Below are 22,364 nucleotides of genomic sequence, written 5' to 3'. Positions count from 1 at the left end.
AAGGCCGTCTGAAACCATTTCAGACGGCCTTTTCTAACTCCATCGCTCTGACATAGTTGGCTGTTTAAGAAAAACTACAAGCAGCTATCCTTCATTTATTTATAGAAACCTTGCTTACGACCTCATTATTTTTACCCAATAGATAAAGGAAATTATCATTTACCTCTAATTTACCAAGGTAAACGCCATAATCCATTTCATGAGCAGGACAGGTTTTAATCAAATGACGAATACTCTTGTCTTTATTTTCAATATTCCAAAACAAGTCAACTTTATCGATCTGATGTTCCACTTGAATGGAAAAAGTGGTGGATTGAATCTTCTTCTTTTTCCATACCCAACTATTTTCATAATGGTTTCTCTCTATTTCATTCACTACATCCCCAAGTAAGCAGAATGGAATAGAAAGCTTATGAAATACACGGTTTGCCCCTTCGACTAAGGCAGCCAAGAGCATCTTTTTCTTATCAACAGGATCTAAAGCTTCATAGGTACAAAAATCAAATGGAACCTGAACAGTATAGACACCAAGTAAGTTTATGATACAAGGATTGCAGACCTTATCCATGCATTCTATGATGATTTTCCAACAATCCTTAGTTGGAACAGGCTTGAAGAGTCGCTCCAACATAGATGTCATACACTTCGATTCATATACAAACGCTTTTCTACGGCATTTCCAATTTTGATTGTAGTCCTCTATCCTGGCCTCCTCGTATCTTAATGAAGCTGAGTCCATCAACTCCTCGATCCTTTGGCGATTTTCCACATAAGGTCTATCTAATTCAAAATATCTTAACTTCATATTCATACTTCCATGATCTTATTTTTTATACAGGACCAACCCTATGTAAAGGCTAAGTCTTTCAAGGTAGCAATGATTCTGACCTTTAAATATCGATAACTCCAACTTCTTGATGCTTCATACTTCTCACTCTCCTCAAAAGAAATTTCCTTTTCTTAACTATTCCCTATAGTCGTAGCACTTCTCCTGTAAAAAAGCCCGATGCGTTCAACATCGGGCTTTTAACTGGAAAACCAATCTTAGTCTTTGCGTGTTTCCACCAAAATCATTTCGACTGCTGTGTCTTCCACTTCTACTTTAGGCACATCCGAACGGCGTGTTTTAGCAACCGGTTCAGGTTGTGGCTGCGCGGCAAAAGCGGCAACGGCTTGCGGATCGGTTTCAACGAAGATCAAATCGCCCAAGCTCTCAGGCACAACGATTGCGACAGGCGCTGCTTCAGCTACGGCTTCAGTTTGTGTGACAACAGTTTCGGCTGGTGCTTCAACCGATGCAACAGTAGCCGTTGCATTTGGAGACAATACCGCAGCAATGGCTTCTTTGACATTGCTGACTGCAGAAGCAAGCAGGGCTTGTTCGGCATCAGCGCCTTCAGTTTGCGCTACGGCAGGCTCGTCTTCGCTTTCAATCGCAAATACGAATGGCTCTGCGCTGGTCACTTCAGGCTCGGATACTACAATCACCAGCGGCTCGGCTTGATCGCTTTCAGAAGACAATGTCGCATTTGCAGCTTCAACCGTTTCGTTCAAACCCAAAACATGCGCCACAGCAAAGAGAACTTTGTCGGCGGTATCGGTAATGTTCAGGTATTGCTCGATTTTTGCTGAAGACGGAATATTGCGTTTTTTGCTGTTAGAACGGCGGTCGTTGCGGTTGTTGCGCTGACGGTTGTTGCGCTGACGGTTGTTGCAGTCGCGTCCTTGACGGCCGTTGTTTTTCACACCCTCTTCGCTGCGGGCGTTGTCGTCCGCTTCGACTTGCGCCTGTTCGCCATCGGCTTGAACGTTCACGTCCTCAACACGGTTTTCCGCAGGTTGATGACGGTTGCGCTCGTTGCGACTGTTGTTGCGGCGGCGTTTATTGCCGTTTTGTTCCGCTTGGTTTTCAGACGGCATCTCAGCCAGTGCAGCCACTTCCTGAACGTTTACGTCTTCAACCACTTCCTCAACACGATTGCGCTCGTTGTTGCGATCATCGCGGCGGTTGTTACGGTTGCGGTTGCGGCGGGTGTCTTTACGCTCGTCGTTGCGGCTTTCGTTTGATTTGTTTTCTTCAAACTTACTGTCGACAGCTTCGGCATTCACTTCGCGCACTTCGACTTTGCTGCCGTCGTTTTTGTTGTTGCGGCGTGGATTTTGACGGCGGCTGTTTGAACGGCGGTTACTGTTTTGGCTGCGGTTGTTTGTAGTGCGTTTTTCGGCAGGCTCTTGAGCAACTGCGACAGGTGCAGGCTCGCCGCCGAAAATGCGTTTCAACCAAGCTTTGAAGCTGTCCCACCAAGAGGCTTTTTTCTCAGGGGCGACAGTCGGTGCAGGCTGGGTATGGCGTACGCCTTTGACAGCTGGCTCAGGACGGGAAGCTTTGGCTTTTTCGCTGCCGAAAGGTTTGGCGGATTCGTCTTCTTCCGGCTCGGCAACGCGTTTGTAGCTCGGTTCGCCGTCTTCTTCTACGTCATCAATGCGGATGCGGTTGATTTCGTAGTGCGGATTTTCCAAGTGGATGTTTGGAATCAGGACGACGTTCACATCCAAGCGCTCTTCCATCGCAAACAGCTCGGCGCGTTTTTCGTTCAACAGGAAGGTGGCAACATCGACAGGCACTTGTGCGTGTACTTCGCCGGTGTTGTCTTTCATTGCTTCTTCTTGAATGATGCGCAAAACGTGCAGGGCGGTGGATTCGATGCCGCGGATGACGCCTGTACCGGCACAGCGCGGACACGCAACATGGCTGCTTTCTCCCAGAGCCGGTTTCAAACGTTGGCGGCTCAACTCCAAAAGGCCGAAACGCGAAAGTTTGCCCATTTGCACGCGTGCGCGGTCTTTTTTGAGCGCGTCGCGCAGGACGTTTTCAACATCGCGTTGGTGTTTCGGATTTTCCATGTCGATGAAGTCGATGACGACCAAACCGCCCAAGTCGCGCAGGCGCATTTGACGGGCGACCTCTTCGGCGGCTTCCATATTGGTTTTGAACGCGGTGTCTTCAATATCCGAGCCGCGTGTGGCACGCGCAGAGTTGACGTCGATGGAAACCAGGGCTTCGGTATGGTCGATCACAATCGCGCCGCCGGAAGGCAGGCTGACGCTGCGTGAGAACGCACTTTCGATTTGGTGTTCGATTTGGAAACGGGAGAACAGCGGCGTGTGGTCTTGATAGAGTTTCAGACGGCCTACATTGCTCGGCATGACGTAGCTCATGAATTCGGCAACTTGGTCGTAAACTTCTTGATTGTCCACCAAAATCTCGCCGATATCGGGACGGAAATAGTCGCGAATCGCACGAATCAGCAGCGAGCTTTCCATAAAGAGCAGGTAAGGGTCATGGTGTGCTTTGCCTGCTTCTTCAATGGCTTGCCAGAGCTGTTTGAGGTAGTTCAAGTCCCATTCCAACTCTTCCGCGCTGCGGCCGATGCCGGCGGTGCGGGCGATGATGCTCATACCGTTCGGAATGTCGAGTTCGGCCATGGCGGCTTTCAACTCTTGGCGCTCTTCGCCTTCAATACGGCGGGATACGCCGCCGCCGCGCGGGTTATTCGGCATCAATACCAAATAGCGGCCGGCCAGGCTGATGAAGGTGGTCAGTGCCGCGCCTTTGTTGCCGCGCTCATCTTTTTCGACTTGGACGATAACTTCCATGCCCTCTTTGAGCACGTCCTGAATACGCGCCCTGCCGCCTTCGTAGTCGCGGAAATATGAACGCGATACTTCCTTAAACGGCAAAAAGCCGTGGCGGTCGGTTCCGTAATCGACGAAACACGCTTCCAGCGACGGCTCGATGCGGGTAATGATACCTTTGTAGATATTGCCTTTACGCTGTTCTTTGCCCAGCGTTTCGATGTCCAAGTCCAAAAGGTTTTGGCCATCGACAATGGCAACGCGCAGCTCTTCGGCCTGCGTTGCGTTGAATAACATTCTTTTCATAGTCACCTCGTGAACAGCGGCCGTTTGATTTGTGAATATCTTTTTCAGACGGCCTGTCTGTCCGGTTGGCACTCTTCAAAGGCAAGATGGGAAAATCCCCGTGTAACCAGTATTTGATTTGAAATCCGCAAGGTTGCATGCTTGAGCTCAAGCCATGTGCGGACGGATTCGGATAAAGAAGGAAATAAAGAACAATGCGGCGGAAAGGTTGATGGTTCCGCTGCCGTCCGAATGCTGATGCTTCGGACAAAATTAAGGCAGCCTACATCTTCTTATTATCGTAGCGCCGGTAATTTCGGACGGTGCTGCGCGGACTGCGTCTTACGCCCGGCCGGACGGCAGGTTCAATTCAAACTTAATTACGGGATTGCGTTTGCCGGCTTTGAACAAACACAAGGAAATGCTTTGCGGAGTGCGTTTTTAATATAAAATCTCGTTTTAACAATAAATCCGTTTCAGACGGCCTGCAACGGCAGGTTCGGGTCCAGAAACGGACGTTTGGGATTATAGAGAAAATGCACGCAATACGCAAAGATTCAGTCAGCCTGATTGCCGTTGCCGAACACGAGGAAGGCCAACGCCTTGATAACTATCTGATAAAAATCCTCAAAGGCGTCCCGAAAAGCCATATCCACCGCATTATCCGCGCCGGCGAAGTGCGGCTGAACAAAAAACGCTGCAAACCCGACAACCGCATTCAGGCAGGCGATACCGTCCGCATTCCGCCGATACGCATCGCCGAAAAACAAAGGCCGTCTGAAAACCAGGCCGCGCCAGCACGCGAGTTTGACATCGTTTATGAAGACGATGCGCTTTTGGTCATCAACAAACCGTCCGGCGTTGCCGTCCACGGCGGCAGCGGCGTGAGTTTCGGCGTCATCGAACAAATCCGCCGCGCCCGTCCCGAAGCGCGTTATCTCGAACTCGTCCACCGCCTCGACAAAGACACCAGCGGCCTCTTGATGATTGCCAAAAAACGCAGCGCCTTGGTGAAGCTGCACGAAGCCATCCGCAACGACCATCCGAAAAAAATCTATCTCGCGCTGGGTGTCGGCAAGCTGCCGAACGACCGCTTCCACGTCAAGCTCCCCCTGTTCAAACACACCGGCGCACAAGGCGAAAAAATGGTGCGCGTCAGCGAAGACGGCCAATCCGCCCACACCATCTTCCGCGTGTTAAACCGTTTTTCAGACGGCCTTTTGCACCAAGTCGGCCTATCCGACCTGACCTTTGTCGAAGCTACCCTGAAAACCGGCCGCACCCACCAAATCCGCGTCCACCTGCAATCGCAAGACTGCCCCATTGCCGGCGACGAACGCTACGGCGACTATCAGGCCAACAAACGCCTGCAGAAACTCGGTTTGAAAAGAATGTTCCTGCACGCTTCCGAGTTGTACCTCTCCCATCCGCTGACCGGCGAAAAACTGATCCTGAAAGCCCCCCTGCCGCAAGAATTGGCGCAATTTGTTTTAATGTTGGAAAATCAGGAAAAGGCCGTCTGAAAGGAAACCCATGAAACCCAAACTCATCATTTTCGACTGGGACGGCACGCTTGCCGACACCACCAACCCCATCATCCACACCTTTCAGCAAAGCTTTGCCGATTGCGGTCTGCCCGTTCCCGAAGCTGACCAAATCCGCCCGCTCATCGGATACAGCCTCTCCGGCATCATTCGCCGCCTTACCCACAACGTCAGCGAACACGTTCAGGAAACCCTGATTGAGACCTATGCCGCGCACTATCTCAATCCCAACAACCGCAACATGACCCTGTTCCCCGAAGCCCTGCCCTGCCTGCAACGCTTGAAGCAACAAGACTATTGGCTTGCAGTAGCGACCGGCAAAGGGCGGAGCGGCTTGGATAAAGCCATTGCACAAACCGATACCCAAACCTTTTGGCTGGAAACCGCCTGCGCTAGCGAATATCCGTCCAAACCCGCGCCCGACATGGTACTCGCTCTCTGCGACCAACTGGGTGTTGAACCGGAAGAGGCCGTCGTCGTCGGCGACACCACCCACGACCTAGAAATGGCCGCCAACGCCAAAATCCGCGCCATCGCAGTCACCACCGGCGCGCACACTGCCAAACAACTTTCCTCCCTGCCCCATGTTGCTATGCTCAACAGCTTGGCTGAATTGCCCGATGTATTGGAAACCTTATAAATGACGGCGTGCGTCAACTGACAAAGATTTAGATAACTAACAGATTGGACTTGAAATGAAAAAATTGCTTTTTGTGGTATTGGGACTGACAAGCCTTAATGTCTGCGTTGCCAACCCTACTTATGATGCAACCAGAGGCGCGTTGCAAAATGACCCTAGCTTATGCCAATACGGCTACAACCCCAATTGTGGCTCGTCTGGTTACCGCCAACAAAGACAACCTACGGAAATTATCAACATCAATGTTCCTTCAAAACACGGAGCTTGGGCATTTAATCCTAAAACTGGCATTGCAGGTGGTGCACTTGATATGAATTCTCGTGAGGAAGCAGAAAGAGAAGCCATTAAAACCTGTGAACGAGGAGGAAGTAATGCGCCATGTAAAATAGAAGTTTGGGGGCGAAATGGCTGCATTGCCGTTGCACAAGGTAAATTAGGCAAGAAATGGAAGCTTTTCTCAGTAGTAACAGAATTAGGTAAAGCTGAAGCTAAAGCGCTACAAAAATGTCGAGCATCAGGACTTCCTGAATGCAAAATCGTTGCTAACGAAGGTTGCTCATTGCCTAAATTCTAATAGAAATAGACCAAAGGCCGTCTTAAACGCAAACAACATTAAATAAGTATTTCCTAGGAACACCCATGGCACTCCAATTTGAAATCAACGCCGTTACCCCCTTCCGTCAAAACTGCACGCTGATTTGGGATGACGAAACAAAAGAAGCCGTTTTGACCGATGTCGGCGGCGACGTACCCTATTTATTGCAACAAGTCCACAACAAAGGCCTCAAGCTGACCGCCATTTGGCTGACTCACGGCCATCTTGACCACGCAGGCGGCGTGGTTGAACTTTTGAAAACCTGCGACGTACCCGTTCTCGGCCCGCACAAAGACGACGAATTCCTGCTCCAAGCCCTTCCGCAAACAACGGCGCAATACGGCTTCCCTGTTTCTCCGTCATTCACGCCGACACGCTGGCTGGAAGAAGGGGAAACGCTCAAGGTCGGCAACCACAGTTTCCAAGTCCTCCACATTCCCGGCCACACCCCCGGCCAAGTCGTTTTTTACAACGCTGAAAACGGTCTTTTAGTCGCAGGTGATGTCTTATTTTATGAGACCGTTGGTCGCACAGATTTTCCGCGCGGCAATCATGATGACCTCATAAACAATATCTGCGCTAAACTATTAACCCTACCCGAAACCACGCAAGTTATAGCCGGACACGGCCGTATGACCAGCATCGGGCATGAGAAAAGGTACAATCCGTTTCTGGTTCGTTAATATGAATGTTGTATAAAGCCAACATTCTGGCATACGCAGATTATGCGTATAAAGGAAAACTGGCATACAATTTGCAGGGATAACACCCGAAAGATTAAGTACCTAATCTCCGGCAAATGCCAAAATGAACTAAAGCACAAAGATAACAAGGTATTACGCAATACAACCTGATTTATCGAAAACCGGACATCTCTAAACCCCAAGCCTTACTCGCAGTGAAATTGTTACAAAGTGACAATAAATGTCAGTCAGGCCGTCTGAACGGTTCTGCCGATTCAGGCGGATACAACGGAGATGAGGCGCAATGCCCTGCCGGAATGTGCCGATGTTCTGTTTGTCAAACCGTCGGGTACATCTTTAAGAAGCACAACATTATTTGGGTAAACCGGCAAACTCGCTGCCGGCACTAACAGGCCGTCTGAAAAGTTCGGCTGGTAAAATCAATAAAAGGATTATCAAATGAAAAAAATCGCAAAAGTGGGCTTCGTCCTGCTGGCTACCGGCCTGCTGGCCGCCTGTGCTACTAAGAGCAAAATCACTCCTGAAGGCACTACCGACGAGCCACGCTTCCCTAAACCTTACTCCCTGACCTTCAACAAAGACCGCGGTACATTCCCGACTTTTGACGAGTTGGATCAAATGCGTCCTGGTCTGACCAAAGACGACATCTATAAAATCCTCGGCCGTCCTCACTACGACGAAGGCATGGTTGGCGTTCGTGAATGGGACTACCTGTTCCACTTCTACACCCCAGGCGTAGGCGTTGACCCTGAAAACACTTCCGGCGTTGAAGGCATCACTACTTGCCAATACAAAGTGATCTTCGACAAAGACAAATTTGCACGCAGCTTCTTCTGGAATCCAGTATTCCCTAAAGATGCCGTATGTCCTCCTCCAGCACCTAAACAAGAGCCTCAAGTGATCATCCGCGAGATCATTAAAGAAGCTCCTAAACGCATCCGTCAATAAGGACAAATTTGAAACGGATCCTATTGGGTATAGCCTTGGCAGCAGGTCTGAATTCTTTGGCCTCTGCCGATGCTGTCAACGACTATATCCAACGCAAAAAAGTTGTGGTCAATACAGCTAAGGCGGAGCTTTGCTTTGCCGATGACGGTCAGTGCCATCCGGTATTGATTGGCAAGACCACGCCGAAAGGCAAATTCAATATGACGCCGATGATGACCAGCAAACCGGGTTACGGTGGCGAAGTTATCGGCTTCAAAGAAGAAAATGACTTTCTGTTTGCGTTACACAGGGTATGGACGCTCAAGCCACAGGAAAGACGCATGGAACGCATCGTCTCCCCTCATGTGGCCGACCGCATCATAACCAATGGTTGTATCAACGTACAAAATAATGTGTACGAAAAACTGCGTCAGTATTTCATTCTGGAAATCATCTGATGTAAGTCAGTCAAACAAAGGCCGTCTGAAACTTTTCAGACGGCCTTTCTTCTCAAACGAAAATTCAACGGCAATTTGCTTGCTCCGTCAGTACCAAACGAAGAATATTTGACCGCTTCATCCTCAATTCATCCTCAATTCATCCTCAAGCCATATCACTTTTTACCATATCCAAAGAACCAACGGTTATTTATGCCGTTTCCCGCCCAATGCTAGAATCGCGCGTTTATATATCGGCTCGCCGAGAAATCAAATAAATAATATAGTGGCAGGAATAGCTTTTATTTCCTGCCCCCTTACACACAAACATCATGACCGATTCTTCTGCCAAATTACCCAATTTGTGGCTGCTGATTGCCGCTGCCGCCTCCATCCTGCTGATTACCATCGGCATGAGGATGACTTTAGGGCTTTTTGTCCTGCCCGTCGTCAACTCTACCGAATTGAGCATGACCCAGTTCAGCCTGATTATTGCCGTGTTCCAATTGATGTGGGGCATATCGCAACCCTTGTCCGGCGCGTTGGCCGACCGTTTCGGCGCGTTTAAGGTTTTAGCCGGCGGTACGGTTCTGTTGATTGCCGCCTGTCTGATGGTGCCACAAATGCCGACTTATTGGGGGCTGATGCTGGGTATCGGTTTATTGTTGGCATTCGGTACAGGTTCGGGCGGATTTTCCATCATTATGGGACAGGTCGCCGCCAAAACACCGCCTCATCGGCGCGGCTTGGCTTCCGGCTTGGTCAATGCAGGCGGGTCCGCAGGGCAATTTTTGTTCGCGCCGCTGGTTCAAGGTTTGATTGCCCTCCCCCACGTCGGCTGGACGGGGACATTTTACGTTTGGGCAGTCATTGCCATCTTGATTTTGCCGATTTCTTGGTGGCTGGCCGGCGGCAAACATGCTTCTCATACCGTCCATACCGACGACGGCGGCCAAACCCTGAAGCAGGCCGTCTGTAAGGCTTTCGCCAACCGCAGCTATATCTTGCTGCATTTGGGTTTCTTTACCTGCGGTTTCCACATCGCCTTTTTGGTTACCCACCTGCCAACCGAAATTTCACTTTGCGGCCTCCCTGCTACGGTCGCTTCGACCTCCATTGCCATTATTGGTTTGGCAAACATCGCTGGCTGTATTTTTTCAGGCTGGTGTACCGGCAGATTTTTGGGCAAATACGTCCTCTTCGGTTTATATGCTTCGCGTGTCGCCATGATATTGATTTATCTGGCCGCCCCTAAAACCGATTTGAACTTCTATCTTTTCGCCGCCGGACTCGGTTTCACTTGGCTGGCAACCGTCGCCCCCACCGCCGCCATTACCGGCAAACTTTTCGGTACGCGCTACTTGGCCACCCTCTTCGGGTTGACCATGTTGAGCCACCAAATCGGCGGCTTTTTGGGTTCGTACATCGGCGGCATCGTCATCACGCGCTTCAACGATTACGGCTGGATGTGGTACGCCGACGCAGTCTTGGCAGGCACGGCCGCCCTGTTGAATTTACTGATTCATGAACGGAAAGCGGCTGCCGCCTGACGCGGAAACCTTGACATTCTAAGGCCGTCTGAAACGTTTCAGACGGCCTTTGCCTTATTCCATTTTTTATGTTTTATCCACAATCGATATTCCTATCCATTATTTAACACTCTCTTACAAACCCGTTAAAATACTGCCTTTATCATGCTGATTGTCTGACTCTGATGAACTGGTCTTATCTGATCGATGCCATCCCTAAATTTGTCGATGCGGCAAAGCTGACGCTGGAATTGTCGGTATATGGCGTCGTTTTGTCGTTGCTGTTCGGCCTGCCCGTTGCCGTGGTTACGGCATACCGCATCCGCCCCTTCTACGCATTGGCACGCGCCTATATCGAGCTGTCGCGCAATACGCCCCTGCTGATCCAATTGTTTTTCCTGTATTACGGCCTGCCGAAAATGGGCATTAAATGGGACGGTTTCACCTGCGGCGTGATCGCACTGGTTTTCTTGGGCGCAAGCTATATGGCGGAAGCCATCCGCGCCGGTATTTTGGCCGTCCCCAAAGGACAGATCGAAGCGGGCAAGGCCATCGGTTTGAGCCGCTTTCAAGTGTTCCGCTATGTCGAATTGCCTCAGGCATGGGCGGTCGCCGTTCCCGCCATCGGCGCAAACGTATTGTTTTTGATGAAAGAAACATCTATCGTCAGCGCGGTCGGCATTGCAGAATTGTTGTTCGTTACCAAAGACATCATCGGCATGGACTACAAAACCAACGAAGCCTTGTTCCTGCTGTTTGCCAGCTACCTGATCATCCTTCTGCCCGTTTCGCTTCTGGCGCGCTGGGCAGAAAACCGCGTACGGAGTGCAAAATATGGTGTTTGACTGGCTGTTTGAAGGACAAAACGCGGCACGCTTGGGCGAAGGCTTGTTGCTGACGGCGCAGATTTCCCTGGTCTCCGTTGCCGCCTCCTGCGTATTGGGTACGCTGTTCGGCTTGGTTTTACGTTCGCGCAACCAGCTCATCCGCTTTATCGGACGGTTTTATCTCGAAACCATCCGAATCGTACCGATTTTGGTGTGGCTGTTCGGCCTGTATTTCGGCCTATCCGTCTGGACAGGCATCCACATCGACGGATTTTGGGTCTGCGTCTGGGTATTTACCATGTGGGGCATCGCCGAAATGGGCGATTTGGTCCGCGGCGCATTGGAATCGATTGAAAAACACCAGGTCGAATCAGGCCTGGCACTCGGCTTGAGCCGCGGGCAGGTATTCCGCTACATCGAGCTGCCGCAAAGCATCCGCCGCGTATTGCCCGGCGCCGTCAATCTGTTTACGCGCATGATCAAAACCAGCTCGCTTGCCTCCCTTATCGGCGTCATCGAAGTCGTCAAAGTCGGTCAGCAAATCATCGAAAACTCGCTGCTGACGCAACCCAATGCTTCATTTTGGGTTTACGGCCTGATTTTTATGCTGTATTTCTTCTGTTGCTGGCCGCTGTCGCTGCTGGCGGCAAAACTTGAACAAAAATGGGAACACTGACATGGCTTTACTGAGCATCCGCAACCTGCACAAACAATACGGCAACGTAACCGCCATTCAATCCTTAGACTTGGACTTGGAAAAAGGCGAAGTCATCGTACTGCTGGGCCCGTCCGGCTGCGGCAAATCCACCCTCCTGCGCTGCGTAAACGGTTTGGAGCCGCACCAAGGCGGCAGCATCGTGATGGATGGAGTCGGCGAATTCGGCAAAGACGTTTCCTGGCAAACCGCCCGGCAAAAAGTCGGCATGGTCTTTCAAAGCTATGAACTGTTTGCCCACATGACCGTCATCGAAAACATCCTCTTAGGCCCGGTGAAAGTACAAAACCGCAACCGTACCGAAGCAGAGGCACAAGCCGACAAACTGTTGGAACGCGTCGGCCTGCTCGACCGCAAAAACGCCTATCCGCGCGAACTCTCCGGCGGCCAGAAACAACGCATCGCCATTGTCCGCGCCCTGTGCCTGAATCCGGAAGTCATCCTGCTGGACGAAATCACCGCCGCACTCGACCCCGAAATGGTGCGCGAAGTCTTGGAAGTGGTTTTAGAACTCGCTCATGAAGGCATGAGCATGCTCATCGTAACCCATGAAATGGGGTTTGCCCGCAAAGTTGCCGATCGCATCGTCTTCATGGACAAAGGCCGCATCGTCGAATCGTCCGACCCCGAAACCTTCTTCTCCGCCCCCAAAAGCGAACGCGCCCGCCAATTCTTGGCAGGCATGGACTACTGATTTTATTTTCAGGCCATCCGAACCCTTTTTCAGACGGCCTCCACTTTCAACCAAACATTTGAAAAGGAAACACTCATGCAATTGAATGCCTAATTCAAAGCCCTCCTCGCCTCCGCCGCCATCGCCGTCGGCCTGACTGCTTGCGGAGGCGGCTCCGGCGATGCCCAATCTTCACAAAGCAGCGGCGCGGCAACCGTTGCCTCCATCAAAGAAAAAGGCGTCATCCGTATCGGTGTATTCGGCGACAAGCCTCCGTTCGGCTATGTTGACGCCAACGGTAAAAACCAAGGCTTTGACGTTGAAATCGCCAAAGACCTGGCCAAAGACCTGCTCGGCAGCCCCGACAAAGTCGAATTCGTCCTGACCGAGGCCGCAAACCGCGTCGAATACGTCCGTTCCGGCAAAGTCGACCTCATCCTCGCTAACTTCACCAAAACACCCGAACGCACCGAAGCCGTCGATTTCGCCGATCCTTACATGAAAGTGGCCTTGGGCGTAGTTTCCCCCAAAGACAAACCGATTACCGACGTTGCGCAATTGAAAGACCAAACCCTTCTGGTCAATAAAGGCACTACCGCCGACGCCTTCTTCACCAAAAACCATCCTGAAGTCAAACTGCTGAAATTCGACCAAAATACCGAAACCTTCGACGCACTGAAAGACGGCCGCGGCGTAGCACTCGCCCACGACAACGCCTTGTTGTGGGCATGGGCAAAAGAAAACCCGAATTTTGAAGTCGCCATCGGCAACCTCGGCCCTGCCGAATTCATCGCCCCGGCTGTTCAAAAAGGCAACACCGACCTCCTGAACTGGGTCAACGGCGAAATCGCCGCCATGAAAAAAGACGGCCGTCTGAAAGCCGCCTATGAAAAAACCCTCTTGCCTGTGTATGGCGAGAAAGTCAAACCGGAAGAATTGTTGGCGGAATAAACCGACTATTTTCTCGGCAAAAAGTCACTTTCCCGTATTTCAGCCATCCGATTTGTGATTAATTTAAACAAATATCATATCTAACAACAGGCCGTCTGAACGTGTTATCGATACCTTCAGACGGCCTGTTGTTTAAAAACGAATAACATGATAACCTTTTAATAACGGATGAAATAATTCGTCCGATATTTCTACAAAGCAAAAAGGAAACTATGATGAACCGTCGTCAATTTATCGGCAGCGCCGCTGCTGTCTCTCTCACCGCCGCCGCTTCTTTTGCCCGTGCTCACGACCATGCACACCACGCCGGTCATGCTGGTCACGCGCACTCTGCACCGCGCGCCTACGAAGCTGCGCGCAAAGCAGCCGCACATTGCGTTGAAGCCGGCCAAATCTGCCTGGCGCACTGCATCGCCCTGTTGAGCGAAGGCGATACCTCCATGAAAGACTGCGCAGCCGGCGTCAATCAAATGTTGGCACTGTGCGGCACCTTGCAAAACCTCGCTGCCCAAAATTCACGCCTGACTCCGTCTTTGGCAAAAGTGTGCATCGAAGCCTGCAAACAATGTTCTGCCTCCTGCAAAGAACACGCCGGCCACCACGCTGAATGCAAAGCCTGCTACGAGTCTTGCTTGGCTTGCATTAAAGAATGCGAAAAAATTGCCGCTTAATCAATATTAAAAAAGGCCGTCTGAATTTCAGACGGCCTTTTATTTTGCTATTTTGTTTACGCTATTCGGCTGCAAGCTCTTGCTCATCGAGCAGATTTTTCCGAACAATCGCAGGATTGCCCGCAGCCACGCAATAAGGCGGCACATCTTTAGTAACCACCGAACCTGCGCCGATTACCGCGCCCTTACCGATGGTAACACCGCCCATGATAATCGCACGTCTACCAATCCAGACATCGTCTTCAATCACAATCGGGCGGATGTCCGTATAGCCTTCAAAGCGGCGGGTTTCAGGGTTGAATTTGTGGTTGGTCGAATAAAACAGGCATTCCGGCCCCATCATCACGTTCTTGCCGAGGGTCAAACCGCGGCAGATTTCGCAGTTTACGCCGATACCCGAATTATCGCCGACTACCGTATCCGGAAAGACGTATCCGCCTTTTTCAATATTGACGTTTTTACCGATGTTTGGAGAAATGCACGCAGCCAAAGCAGCACGGAATTTTTGCGCAATTCTGCCGAATGGTTTGCAATAAGACGGAGGCAACATTCCTCCCCAAACACGCAAAATGCACGTCAATATCCTTTTCCACATTGATTCCGTCTCCTGTTCGTACAAGCGTAAATATTATTCAGACTATTATTCTTCTTAAAGTTTCACATCTAGAGGAGGTTTTACATCCTCTTTTCAGTTAGATTACAGCCCGATTACACAACATTTGGTTTGAAACTCTATTCTAAACTGTTCTCGCCTGTTGCGAAACTGCCCTGCATACAAAATATCCTCTTGACGAAACAGCCAAAAATAGCGAAAATTCCACGCTTAACTGAAGTACAGGCAAAACCCCTGTGCCCGCTTAATCGAAAGGAAATCAAATGAAACAAGGTATTCACCCGAACTACCACGAAATCAACGTTACCTGCTCTTGCGGCAACAAATTCGTGACCAAATCCGCAATGGAAAAAGACAGCTTCAACGTTGAGGTTTGCTCTCTGTGCCACCCTTTCTACACCGGTACTCAAAAAATCGTCGACACTACCGGTCGTGTGGACAAATTCAACAACAAATTCGGCAACCTGTTCAAACGCTAATTGCCGCTTTGTCAAAAAGACTGCTTCGTGCAGTCTTTTTTGCATTCAGGCCGTCTGAAATATTTCTTTCAGACGGCCTGAGCTTTTTGTCGTCAACCTAATGCCATATCATTCCAAACACCCGATAAAAACGAGCCGTAAGCATTATTTTACAAAGCTCTCCGGTCCGGCATATCGCGCAAACCCGTCAAACCCTGTACCATTGCTATTCAAACCAACCGTTTTTTGACCTTCCATGCTGACTTACACACCGCCCGATCCGCGCCGCCCCCAAAAAACCCATGAAAAACCATGGCTTCTGCTGCTGATGGCCTTTTCCTGGCTGTGGCCGGGCGTGTTCTCGCATGACTTGTGGAACCCTGCCGAACCCTCCCTCTTTACCGCCTCCGAATCCATGAAAAACGGCGGCAGCCTGCTGGTTGCACAAATCTTCGGCCAACCCGATTTCACCATCTCCCCTGCTTTTTTGTGGGCGGCAACCGCATTCCAAACCCTGTTTTCGCCTTGGGCGGCCGATACCTATGATGCCGCGCGTTTTGCCGGTGTGGTATTCACCGCCATCGGACTGACCGCCTGCGGTTTTGCCGGTTTCAACTTTCTCGGCAGACACCATGGCCGCAGCGTTGTCTTGATCCTTATCGGCAGCATCGGTTTGCTGCCCATCGCCCACTTCCTCAATCCCATGTCGGCCGCTTTTGCAGCATTTGGATTGATTCTATGCGGCTTCTCACTGGCACGCCGCCGCGTCATTATCGCCATTTTGCTGTTGTGCAGCGGCTGGGTTTTACTCTCCCTCTCATCAGGCTATCTGCTGACCGCGGTCATGATGTTTTTAGCACTTGCCCTGTCGTTCCATTCTACTTGGCAAAGCAAACGCTATCTGCTGACCCTGATTGGCGCCATCGTCGTTTCCCTGCCCCTGCTGATTCTGTATCCGCTGGTTTTATCAAAAACCAATCCCGAATGGTTTGATATTTGGTTCAACCATTATTCCTTAGGCGTATTCGGCGGTTTCCATCAGATTCAGACGGCCTTCAACCTGCCCTATTATCTGAAAAACCTGCTGTGGTTTGCCCTGCCTGCCTGGCCGCTGGCAGCATGGACGCTCAGCCGCACGCGTATCCACGATAAAAATTGGGGCATTCTGAGCCTGTCGTGGCTGGTTATCATGACAGCCCTGCTCGCCATCAATCCTCAACGCCTGCAAGACAACCTCGTTTGGCTGCTGCCGCCGCTCGCCCTGCTCGGCGCGGCACAACTGGACGGCCTGCGTCGCGGTGCGGCGGCATTTATCAACTGGTTCGGCATCATGGCATTCGGTTTGATTGCCGTCTTCCTGTGGCTGGGCTTCTTCGCCATGAACTACGGCTGGCCTGCCAAACTGGCCGAACGCGCCGCCTATTTCAGCCCGTATTACATCCTCGACATCGACCCGATTCCGATGGCCGTCGCCCTACTGTTTACCCCGTTATGGCTCTGGGCGATTACGCGTAAAAACATCCGAGGCCGCCAAGCCGTGACCAACTGGGCGGCCGGCGTTACCTTGGCTTGGGCTTTGCTGATGACCCTGTTTTTACCGTGGCTCAACGCCGCCAAAAGCCATGCGCCGGTAGTACACCAAATGGAAGCCGCGCTTTCTTCCGAATTGAAACAGCAGCTTTCAGACGGCCTCGAATGTATCAGCATCGACAGCCAAGACCAGCGCACACGAATCGCGTGGACACAATACAGCCATATTAAAACCACGACCGACAACCCGACCTGCCGCTACCACCTCATCCGCCAAGCCGCCAACATCGGCGTACCTTCGGGCTGGCAAACCTTGTGGCAAGGCGCAAGACCGCGCAACAAAGCCGAGACTTTCCTATTCTTGGAGAAAACTTCAGCGCAATAAATCTGTGACACTAGCCATAAAGCTGAATATTCCTGCTACATTCAAATAAAAGGCCGTCTGAAAGAACTTTTATCCTTTCAGACGGCCTTTGACTCACTTTAACACCGCTTCCCGTACAATGGCCCTTTTCCCTTAATCTACCTAAAAACATGAAACCCAACCGCCTTTTGCCCCTCGTCCTCTTATTGACCGCCCTCTCCGCCCATGCCAAAGATTTCATCATCTACGACCGCATGGACTATGTCGGCAAACCTGACCTGACTGCCGACAAACTCTCCAAAGTGTTCTTGGTTTACGAAAGCGAGCTGGTCAAACCCGATCCGACGGGCAAACGCAAACACGGCGTACTCAACGAAGCGCGCATTCGTGAATTGGCCAAACAATCGCGCCGCGAAGGCTACCGCACCATTTCCACCGACATCGAAAGCTGGTTTGCCGAAAAAGACGGCCAGCTGCTGACCCCCGACGAATTAAGAACCGACTTTGCGCGGATGTACCAAATCTTCAGAGAAGAAAACCCGCGCGCCTTCATCAGCAACTACGGCATGCCCTCCGAACATTTGCACGGCATCCGCCACTACCGCCCCAACGTTGACAACGAAGCCATCTTGGCCAAATGGCGGCAAGTCAGCAAACGTCGTGCGCCCACCGCCGCCATCAGCGACTATGCCAATCCTGTGTTCTACATCACTTCCCCCGATTTGGTGCAATGGGAAAAAGACGTGAAAACCGCCGTTGACGACATCCACCAACGCTTTCCCAACAAAAAAATCATCGGCTACATCTGGCCGCAATATTATTCGGCCACCAACAGCCCTTATTTCAAGCAATTCATCAACCCCGTCCGCTGGCGCAAAATGCTCGAAATCAGCAAAAAATACACCGACGGAGTGATTATCTGGTCGGACAAGCGCGATGAAAACAACCAAATCGTGCGCTGGAACGATCCGCGCATCCAAGCCACAATGAAAGCAACTCAAGCCTTCATCAATGCCAATGCCAAAGAAATCAAGGTGGAAGGTTTGCAGAAATATTAAAAACAAGGCGGGTATGTTTGCCCGCCTCTTTATATACCTACACAGCTGTCTGTATGTTTGACACAACACGCGACAAAACGACCGCACCACCAACGCTTCTGCATTCTTTCACACGTTTTTACCCGTTATTCCTAAGCGCAGGCCGTCTGAAAATTGCCCGAATATCCAATACCCTTTACAATACCCGTAATTAAAATACATTTTTCGACACCTCTCTCCTGCATGAGTTCCACACCCTTCATCGAAATGAAAGACGTTGCCTTCGCATATGGCGACCGTCCTATTCTGAACAACATCAACTTCAGCATTCCACAAGGCAATTTCGCCGCCGTAATGGGTGGTTCGGGTAGCGGTAAAACCACGCTGATGCGCCTGATTACGGGTCAAATCCACCCGCAATCGGGTAAAGTGCTGATTGAAGGGCGTGATTTGGCCGCATTTTCAGCGCAGGAGCTGTACGAACACCGCCGCCGCATGGGCGTTTTGTTCCAACACGGCGCATTGTTCACCGACTTATCCGTCTTCGACAACATCGCCTTCCCCATGCGCGAACTGACGGATTTGCCCGAAGCGGTCATCCGCGATTTGGTGGTGTTGAAACTGAATGCAGTCGGTTTGCGCGGTGTTGAAAACCTGATGCCTTCCGAGCTTTCCGGCGGTATGTCGCGCCGCGTTGCCCTCGCGCGTACGATTGCGCTCGACCCTGAAATCATGTTGTACGACGAGCCTTTCACCGGCCTCGACCCGATTTCACTGGGCGTCATCGCCCACCTCATCAGCCGCGCCAACAAAGCCCTGCGCTCCACCAGCGTAATGGTAACGCACGACATCGAAAAATCACTGGAAATCGTCGATCAAGTCATTTTCCTGGCACACGGCGAAATCATGTTCTCCGGATCGCCCGAAGAAATGCGCGAACTCGACTCGCCTTGGGTACGCCAGTTTGTCGGCGGTTTGGCAGACGGCCCCGTCGCCTACCGCTATCCGGCGCAAACGACTTTAAAACAAGACTTGCTGGGCTGATGTTCAGACGGCCTGAAACTTAAACAAGGCCGTCTGAAAACCATTTAACCAATCAACTGAAACCTATGAATTTTATCCGTTCCGTCGGGGCAAAAACCCTCGGCTTCATCCAATCGCTGGGCAGCATTACGCTGTTTTTCCTGCAGATCCTGGCCAAATCAGGTACGGCGTTTGCCCGCCCGCGCCTGAGCATCCGCCAGGTTTACTTTGCAGGCGTGTTGTCTGTCCTGATTGTTGCCGTCTCCGGCCTGTTTGTCGGCATGGTATTGGGCTTGCAAGGCTATACGCAGCTGGCAAAATTCAAATCCGCCGATATTTTGGGCTATATGGTTGCCGCTTCCCTGTTGCGCGAATTAGGTCCCGTATTGGCGGCGATTCTGTTTGCCAGCAGCGCGGGCGGTGCCATGACCAGCGAAATCGGCTTAATGAAAACCACTGAGCAGCTTGAAGCAATGAACGTGATGGCGGTCGACCCTGTGGCACGCGTGGTTGCGCCGCGCTTTTGGGCGGGTGTGTTTTCCATGCCTTTGTTGGCATCAATTTTCAATGTTGCCGGCATTTACGGCGCGTATTTGGTCGGCGTCGAATGGCTGGGTTTGGATGGCGGTATTTTCTGGTCGCAAATGCAAAACAACATTACCTTCCATTACGACGTACTCAACGGCTTAATCAAATCCGCCGCCTTCGGTGTAGCCGTTACGCTGATCGCCGTACATCAGGGCTTCCACTGCGTACCGACTTCCGAAGGTATTTTGCGCGCCAGTACACGCACCGTAGTGTCTTCCGCCCTGACTATCCTCGCCGTCGACTTCATGTTGACCGCATGGATGTTTACCGACTAAAGGCCGTCTGAAACGACACTTAAAAAGAATGAAACAAGGACAATAGCACATGAAAAAAAATGCTTTGGAATTTTGGGTAGGACTGTTTGTCTTACTGGGCGCAGCCGCTATCGGCTTTCTCGCCTTCCGTGCCGCCGGCGGACAATCGTTCGGCAAATCATCACAAACCTACACCGTCTATGCCGATTTCAGCGACATCGGCGGCTTGAAAACCAACGCCCCGGTCAAATCCGCAGGCGTACTGGTGGGCCGCGTTGCATCCATTCAGCTCGACCCTAAATCCTATCAGGCAAAAGTTGCCCTCAATCTGGACAGTCAATATCAGTTCAGCAGCGACGTTTCCGCACAAATCCTGACTTCAGGCTTGTTGGGCGAACAATACATCGGCCTGCAACAAGGCGGCGATACTGATTCTTTGGCGGCAGGCGACACCATTACCGTCACCAGCTCCGCCATGGTTTTGGAAAACCTTATCGGCAAATTCATGACCAGCTTTGCCGAAAAAAACGCAGACAGTGAATCTGCCGGTCAAAACAAACAATAAACACATATCAACCCAATATTCAGGACACTCCCATGAAAAAAACTTCCTTCATCAGCGCATTGAGCATCGGCGTATTGAGCATCAGCATGGCATTTGCCTCTCCTGCCGACGCAGTCAACCAAGTCCGTGAAAACTCCGTTCAAGTGCTGAAAATCCTCAACAGCGGCGATGCCAACACTGCACGCCAAAAAGCTGAAGCCTACGCCATCCCTTACTTCGACTTCCAACGCATGACAGCTTTGGCCGTCGGCAACCCATGGCGTACTGCAACTGACGCACAAAAACAAGCGTTGACTAAAGAGTTCCAAACCCTGCTGATCCGCACCTACTCCGGCACCATGCTGAAATTCAAAAACGCCAAGGTCAACATCAAAGACAACCCGGTCGTAAACAAAGGCGGTAAAGAAATCGTCGTCCGCGCCGAAATCAACGTTTCCGGCCAAAAACCGGTCAACATGGACTTCACCACCTACCAAAGCGGCAGCAAATACCGCGCATATAATGTCGCAGTAGAAGGCGCAAGCTTGGTTACCGTATACCGCAACCAATTCGGCGAAACCATCAAAGCCAAAGGCATCGACGGCCTGATTGCCGATTTGAAAGCCAAAAACGGCGGTAAATAATCCACCCCCGCACCATGCCGCCTGATGTTCAGACGGCATGGTGCCTTACATCATAAAGACACCATGCAAACAGAAATCCGCAACGGCACGCTCTACATCAGCGGCGACGTTACCGTCAAAACCCTGACTGCCTCCGCCTTTGCGCGCTACGAACAACAATGCCGTCTGAAAGAAACAGACAGCATAGACTTCAGCCAAGTAGGCAAAGCAGATTCCGCCTGCGTTTCCCTGCTGCTCAACGCTCTGCGCCGGACAGACAAAAAACCGACCATTCAAAACATTCCCGATTCCGTCCGCGCACTGGCCGAACTTTACGAAATCAAAGACTGGTTGCAATCATGAAAAAAACCACCGCTTCCCTCTGCCTCCTCATCAGCCTTGCCTCTGCTCCCGCACTTGCCGAACGCAATCCGGCCGACCCTTACGAAGGCTACAACCGTACCGTTTCCAAGTTCAACGACAAAGCAGACAAATACGTCCTTTCTCCTGTCGCACGCGGTTATCGCAAAGTAACGCCCAAACCGGTGCGTACCGGTGTAAGCAACTTCTTCAACAACCTGCGCGATGTCGTCAGCTTTGGCAGCAACGTTCTGCGCCTTGACGTCAAACGCGCTAGCGAAGACCTCGTCCGCGTCGGCATCAACACCACCTTCGGCCTGGGCGGTTTAATCGACATAGCCGGTGCAGGCGGCGTACCCAGCAATAAAAACACCCTCGGCGACACCTTCGCCTCATGGGGCTGGAAAAACAGCAACTACTTCGTCGTCCCCCTACTCGGCCCGTCTACCGTACGCGATACCGTCGGCAACGCCGTCACCACTTTCTATCCGGTTAAAAACGCCGTCTTCCACACCAGAGCAGGACGCTGGGGCACAACCGGCCTGCAAGCCATCAACACCCGTAAAGAACTGCTCGACCTGACCGACAGCCTCGAAGGCGCAGCCATCGACAAATACAGCTACACACGCGACCTTTACATGAAAGTCCGCACCCAACAAACCGGCGGCACGCTCCCTCAAAGCGAAGACGACAACATCGACATTGATGACTTAGTGGACAGCAATGCCACTTCCGAACCGGTAACAGCCCCTCAAACCGCTCCGGCAGAAATTCCCAATACAGCCAATCCCCAAACCCTGTATCAAACACCATCAGAAAACCTCTGATTGTTCCCA

At 51.4% G+C, this 22,364-nt stretch carries 24 protein-coding genes; 21 read left to right on the top strand and 3 right to left on the bottom strand.

Features of this window, described 5'->3' with window-relative positions:
• Positions 1-91: 91 nt before the first annotated feature.
• Both ACTHSA_RS05540 and ACTHSA_RS05535 read right to left on the bottom strand, forming a co-directional pair.
• Positions 92-811 (bottom strand): hypothetical protein, encoded by a 720-nt coding sequence (locus tag ACTHSA_RS05540; protein WP_199900426.1) that lies wholly within the window; start codon positions 809-811, stop codon positions 92-94.
• 233 nt (positions 812-1,044) lie between these two features.
• Positions 1,045-3,942, bottom strand: coding sequence for an Rne/Rng family ribonuclease (locus ACTHSA_RS05535; protein ID WP_039861875.1), 2,898 nt, complete (start codon positions 3,940-3,942; stop codon positions 1,045-1,047).
• Positions 3,943-4,457: 515 nt separating this feature from the next.
• Here ACTHSA_RS05535 and ACTHSA_RS05530 point away from each other — a divergent pair.
• The 12 genes from ACTHSA_RS05530 to ACTHSA_RS05475 all read left to right on the top strand — a co-directional run bounded on the left by ACTHSA_RS05530 (position 4,458) and on the right by ACTHSA_RS05475 (position 14,134).
• Positions 4,458-5,444, top strand: coding sequence for an RluA family pseudouridine synthase (locus ACTHSA_RS05530; RefSeq protein WP_070624977.1), 987 nt, complete (start codon positions 4,458-4,460; stop codon positions 5,442-5,444).
• A gap of 10 nt (positions 5,445-5,454) precedes the next feature.
• Entirely contained in the window at positions 5,455-6,105 is a 651-nt protein-coding gene (locus ACTHSA_RS05525; protein ID WP_070624974.1) for an HAD-IA family hydrolase, read from the top strand.
• A 55-nt stretch (positions 6,106-6,160) separates the two neighbouring features.
• Positions 6,161-6,679 carry a DUF4189 domain-containing protein gene (locus ACTHSA_RS05520; RefSeq protein WP_070624973.1) on the top strand — a complete coding sequence of 173 codons (519 nt, stop codon included), beginning with the start codon at positions 6,161-6,163 and terminating at the stop codon, positions 6,677-6,679.
• A gap of 65 nt (positions 6,680-6,744) precedes the next feature.
• Positions 6,745-7,383, top strand: a complete 639-nt coding sequence (locus tag ACTHSA_RS05515; protein ID WP_070624971.1) for an MBL fold metallo-hydrolase — start codon at positions 6,745-6,747, stop codon at positions 7,381-7,383.
• 459 nt (positions 7,384-7,842) lie between these two features.
• Positions 7,843-8,352 (top strand): outer membrane protein assembly factor BamE, encoded by a 510-nt coding sequence (locus tag ACTHSA_RS05510; RefSeq protein WP_004519039.1) that lies wholly within the window; start codon positions 7,843-7,845, stop codon positions 8,350-8,352.
• A gap of 8 nt (positions 8,353-8,360) precedes the next feature.
• On the top strand, positions 8,361-8,789 hold the full coding sequence (locus ACTHSA_RS05505) for a L,D-transpeptidase (protein WP_070624970.1): 429 nt from the start codon (positions 8,361-8,363) through the stop codon (positions 8,787-8,789).
• 311 nt (positions 8,790-9,100) lie between these two features.
• Entirely contained in the window at positions 9,101-10,318 is a 1,218-nt protein-coding gene (locus ACTHSA_RS05500; RefSeq protein WP_004519041.1) for an MFS transporter, read from the top strand.
• Between the two features lie 164 nt (positions 10,319-10,482).
• A complete protein-coding gene (locus tag ACTHSA_RS05495) occupies positions 10,483-11,142 on the top strand; it encodes an amino acid ABC transporter permease (RefSeq protein ID WP_003748035.1) in 660 nt (219 codons plus the stop codon).
• Positions 11,132-11,800 (top strand): amino acid ABC transporter permease, encoded by a 669-nt coding sequence (locus ACTHSA_RS05490; protein WP_004519042.1) that lies wholly within the window; start codon positions 11,132-11,134, stop codon positions 11,798-11,800. The genes ACTHSA_RS05495 and ACTHSA_RS05490 overlap by 11 nt, the downstream gene beginning before the upstream one ends.
• Position 11,801: 1 nt before the next feature.
• A complete protein-coding gene (locus ACTHSA_RS05485) occupies positions 11,802-12,533 on the top strand; it encodes an amino acid ABC transporter ATP-binding protein (RefSeq protein ID WP_004519043.1) in 732 nt (243 codons plus the stop codon).
• Positions 12,534-12,653: 120 nt separating this feature from the next.
• On the top strand, positions 12,654-13,463 hold the full coding sequence (locus ACTHSA_RS05480) for an amino acid ABC transporter substrate-binding protein (RefSeq protein WP_440378837.1): 810 nt from the start codon (positions 12,654-12,656) through the stop codon (positions 13,461-13,463).
• Positions 13,464-13,678: 215 nt separating this feature from the next.
• On the top strand, positions 13,679-14,134 hold the full coding sequence (locus ACTHSA_RS05475; protein ID WP_039861878.1) for a four-helix bundle copper-binding protein: 456 nt from the start codon (positions 13,679-13,681) through the stop codon (positions 14,132-14,134).
• A gap of 61 nt (positions 14,135-14,195) precedes the next feature.
• On the opposite strand, the gene ACTHSA_RS05470 is transcribed toward ACTHSA_RS05475, so the two are convergent.
• Positions 14,196-14,729 carry an acyltransferase gene (locus ACTHSA_RS05470; RefSeq protein WP_004519047.1) on the bottom strand — a complete coding sequence of 178 codons (534 nt, stop codon included), beginning with the start codon at positions 14,727-14,729 and terminating at the stop codon, positions 14,196-14,198.
• Positions 14,730-15,010: 281 nt separating this feature from the next.
• Between ACTHSA_RS05470 and rpmE the strand changes: the two genes are divergently transcribed.
• The 9 genes from rpmE (at position 15,011) to ACTHSA_RS05425 (ending at position 22,355) form a co-directional block, all read left to right on the top strand.
• Positions 15,011-15,226: a 50S ribosomal protein L31 gene (gene rpmE, locus ACTHSA_RS05465; RefSeq protein WP_003681847.1), complete on the top strand. Its 216-nt coding sequence runs from the start codon at positions 15,011-15,013 to the stop codon at positions 15,224-15,226.
• Between the two features lie 235 nt (positions 15,227-15,461).
• Positions 15,462-17,120: an ArnT family glycosyltransferase gene (locus ACTHSA_RS05460; protein WP_070504185.1), complete on the top strand. Its 1,659-nt coding sequence runs from the start codon at positions 15,462-15,464 to the stop codon at positions 17,118-17,120.
• Between the two features lie 149 nt (positions 17,121-17,269).
• A complete protein-coding gene (locus tag ACTHSA_RS05455) occupies positions 17,270-18,157 on the top strand; it encodes a hypothetical protein (RefSeq protein ID WP_070587951.1) in 888 nt (295 codons plus the stop codon).
• Positions 18,158-18,379: 222 nt separating this feature from the next.
• Positions 18,380-19,180: an ABC transporter ATP-binding protein gene (locus ACTHSA_RS05450; protein ID WP_049323595.1), complete on the top strand. Its 801-nt coding sequence runs from the start codon at positions 18,380-18,382 to the stop codon at positions 19,178-19,180.
• 65 nt (positions 19,181-19,245) lie between these two features.
• Positions 19,246-20,022 carry a lipid asymmetry maintenance ABC transporter permease subunit MlaE gene (mlaE, locus tag ACTHSA_RS05445; RefSeq protein WP_003683792.1) on the top strand — a complete coding sequence of 259 codons (777 nt, stop codon included), beginning with the start codon at positions 19,246-19,248 and terminating at the stop codon, positions 20,020-20,022.
• A 49-nt stretch (positions 20,023-20,071) separates the two neighbouring features.
• Positions 20,072-20,566 (top strand): outer membrane lipid asymmetry maintenance protein MlaD, encoded by a 495-nt coding sequence (mlaD, locus tag ACTHSA_RS05440; protein WP_049329454.1) that lies wholly within the window; start codon positions 20,072-20,074, stop codon positions 20,564-20,566.
• A 32-nt stretch (positions 20,567-20,598) separates the two neighbouring features.
• Entirely contained in the window at positions 20,599-21,189 is a 591-nt protein-coding gene (locus ACTHSA_RS05435) for an MlaC/ttg2D family ABC transporter substrate-binding protein (RefSeq protein ID WP_003681817.1), read from the top strand.
• Between the two features lie 63 nt (positions 21,190-21,252).
• A complete protein-coding gene (locus ACTHSA_RS05430) occupies positions 21,253-21,531 on the top strand; it encodes an STAS domain-containing protein (protein WP_036493932.1) in 279 nt (92 codons plus the stop codon).
• Positions 21,528-22,355: an MlaA family lipoprotein gene (locus tag ACTHSA_RS05425; RefSeq protein WP_440367785.1), complete on the top strand. Its 828-nt coding sequence runs from the start codon at positions 21,528-21,530 to the stop codon at positions 22,353-22,355. Before ACTHSA_RS05430 ends, ACTHSA_RS05425 begins: the two co-directional genes overlap by 4 nt.
• Positions 22,356-22,364: the final 9 nt, after the last annotated feature.

Origin of the sequence: Neisseria sp. P0008.S002 (assembly GCF_051962805.1) — a bacterium.
In the GTDB taxonomy this organism is placed as follows: Bacteria; Pseudomonadota; Gammaproteobacteria; order Burkholderiales; family Neisseriaceae; genus Neisseria; species Neisseria perflava.
This window is presented reverse-complemented; position numbering and strand designations above follow the sequence as displayed.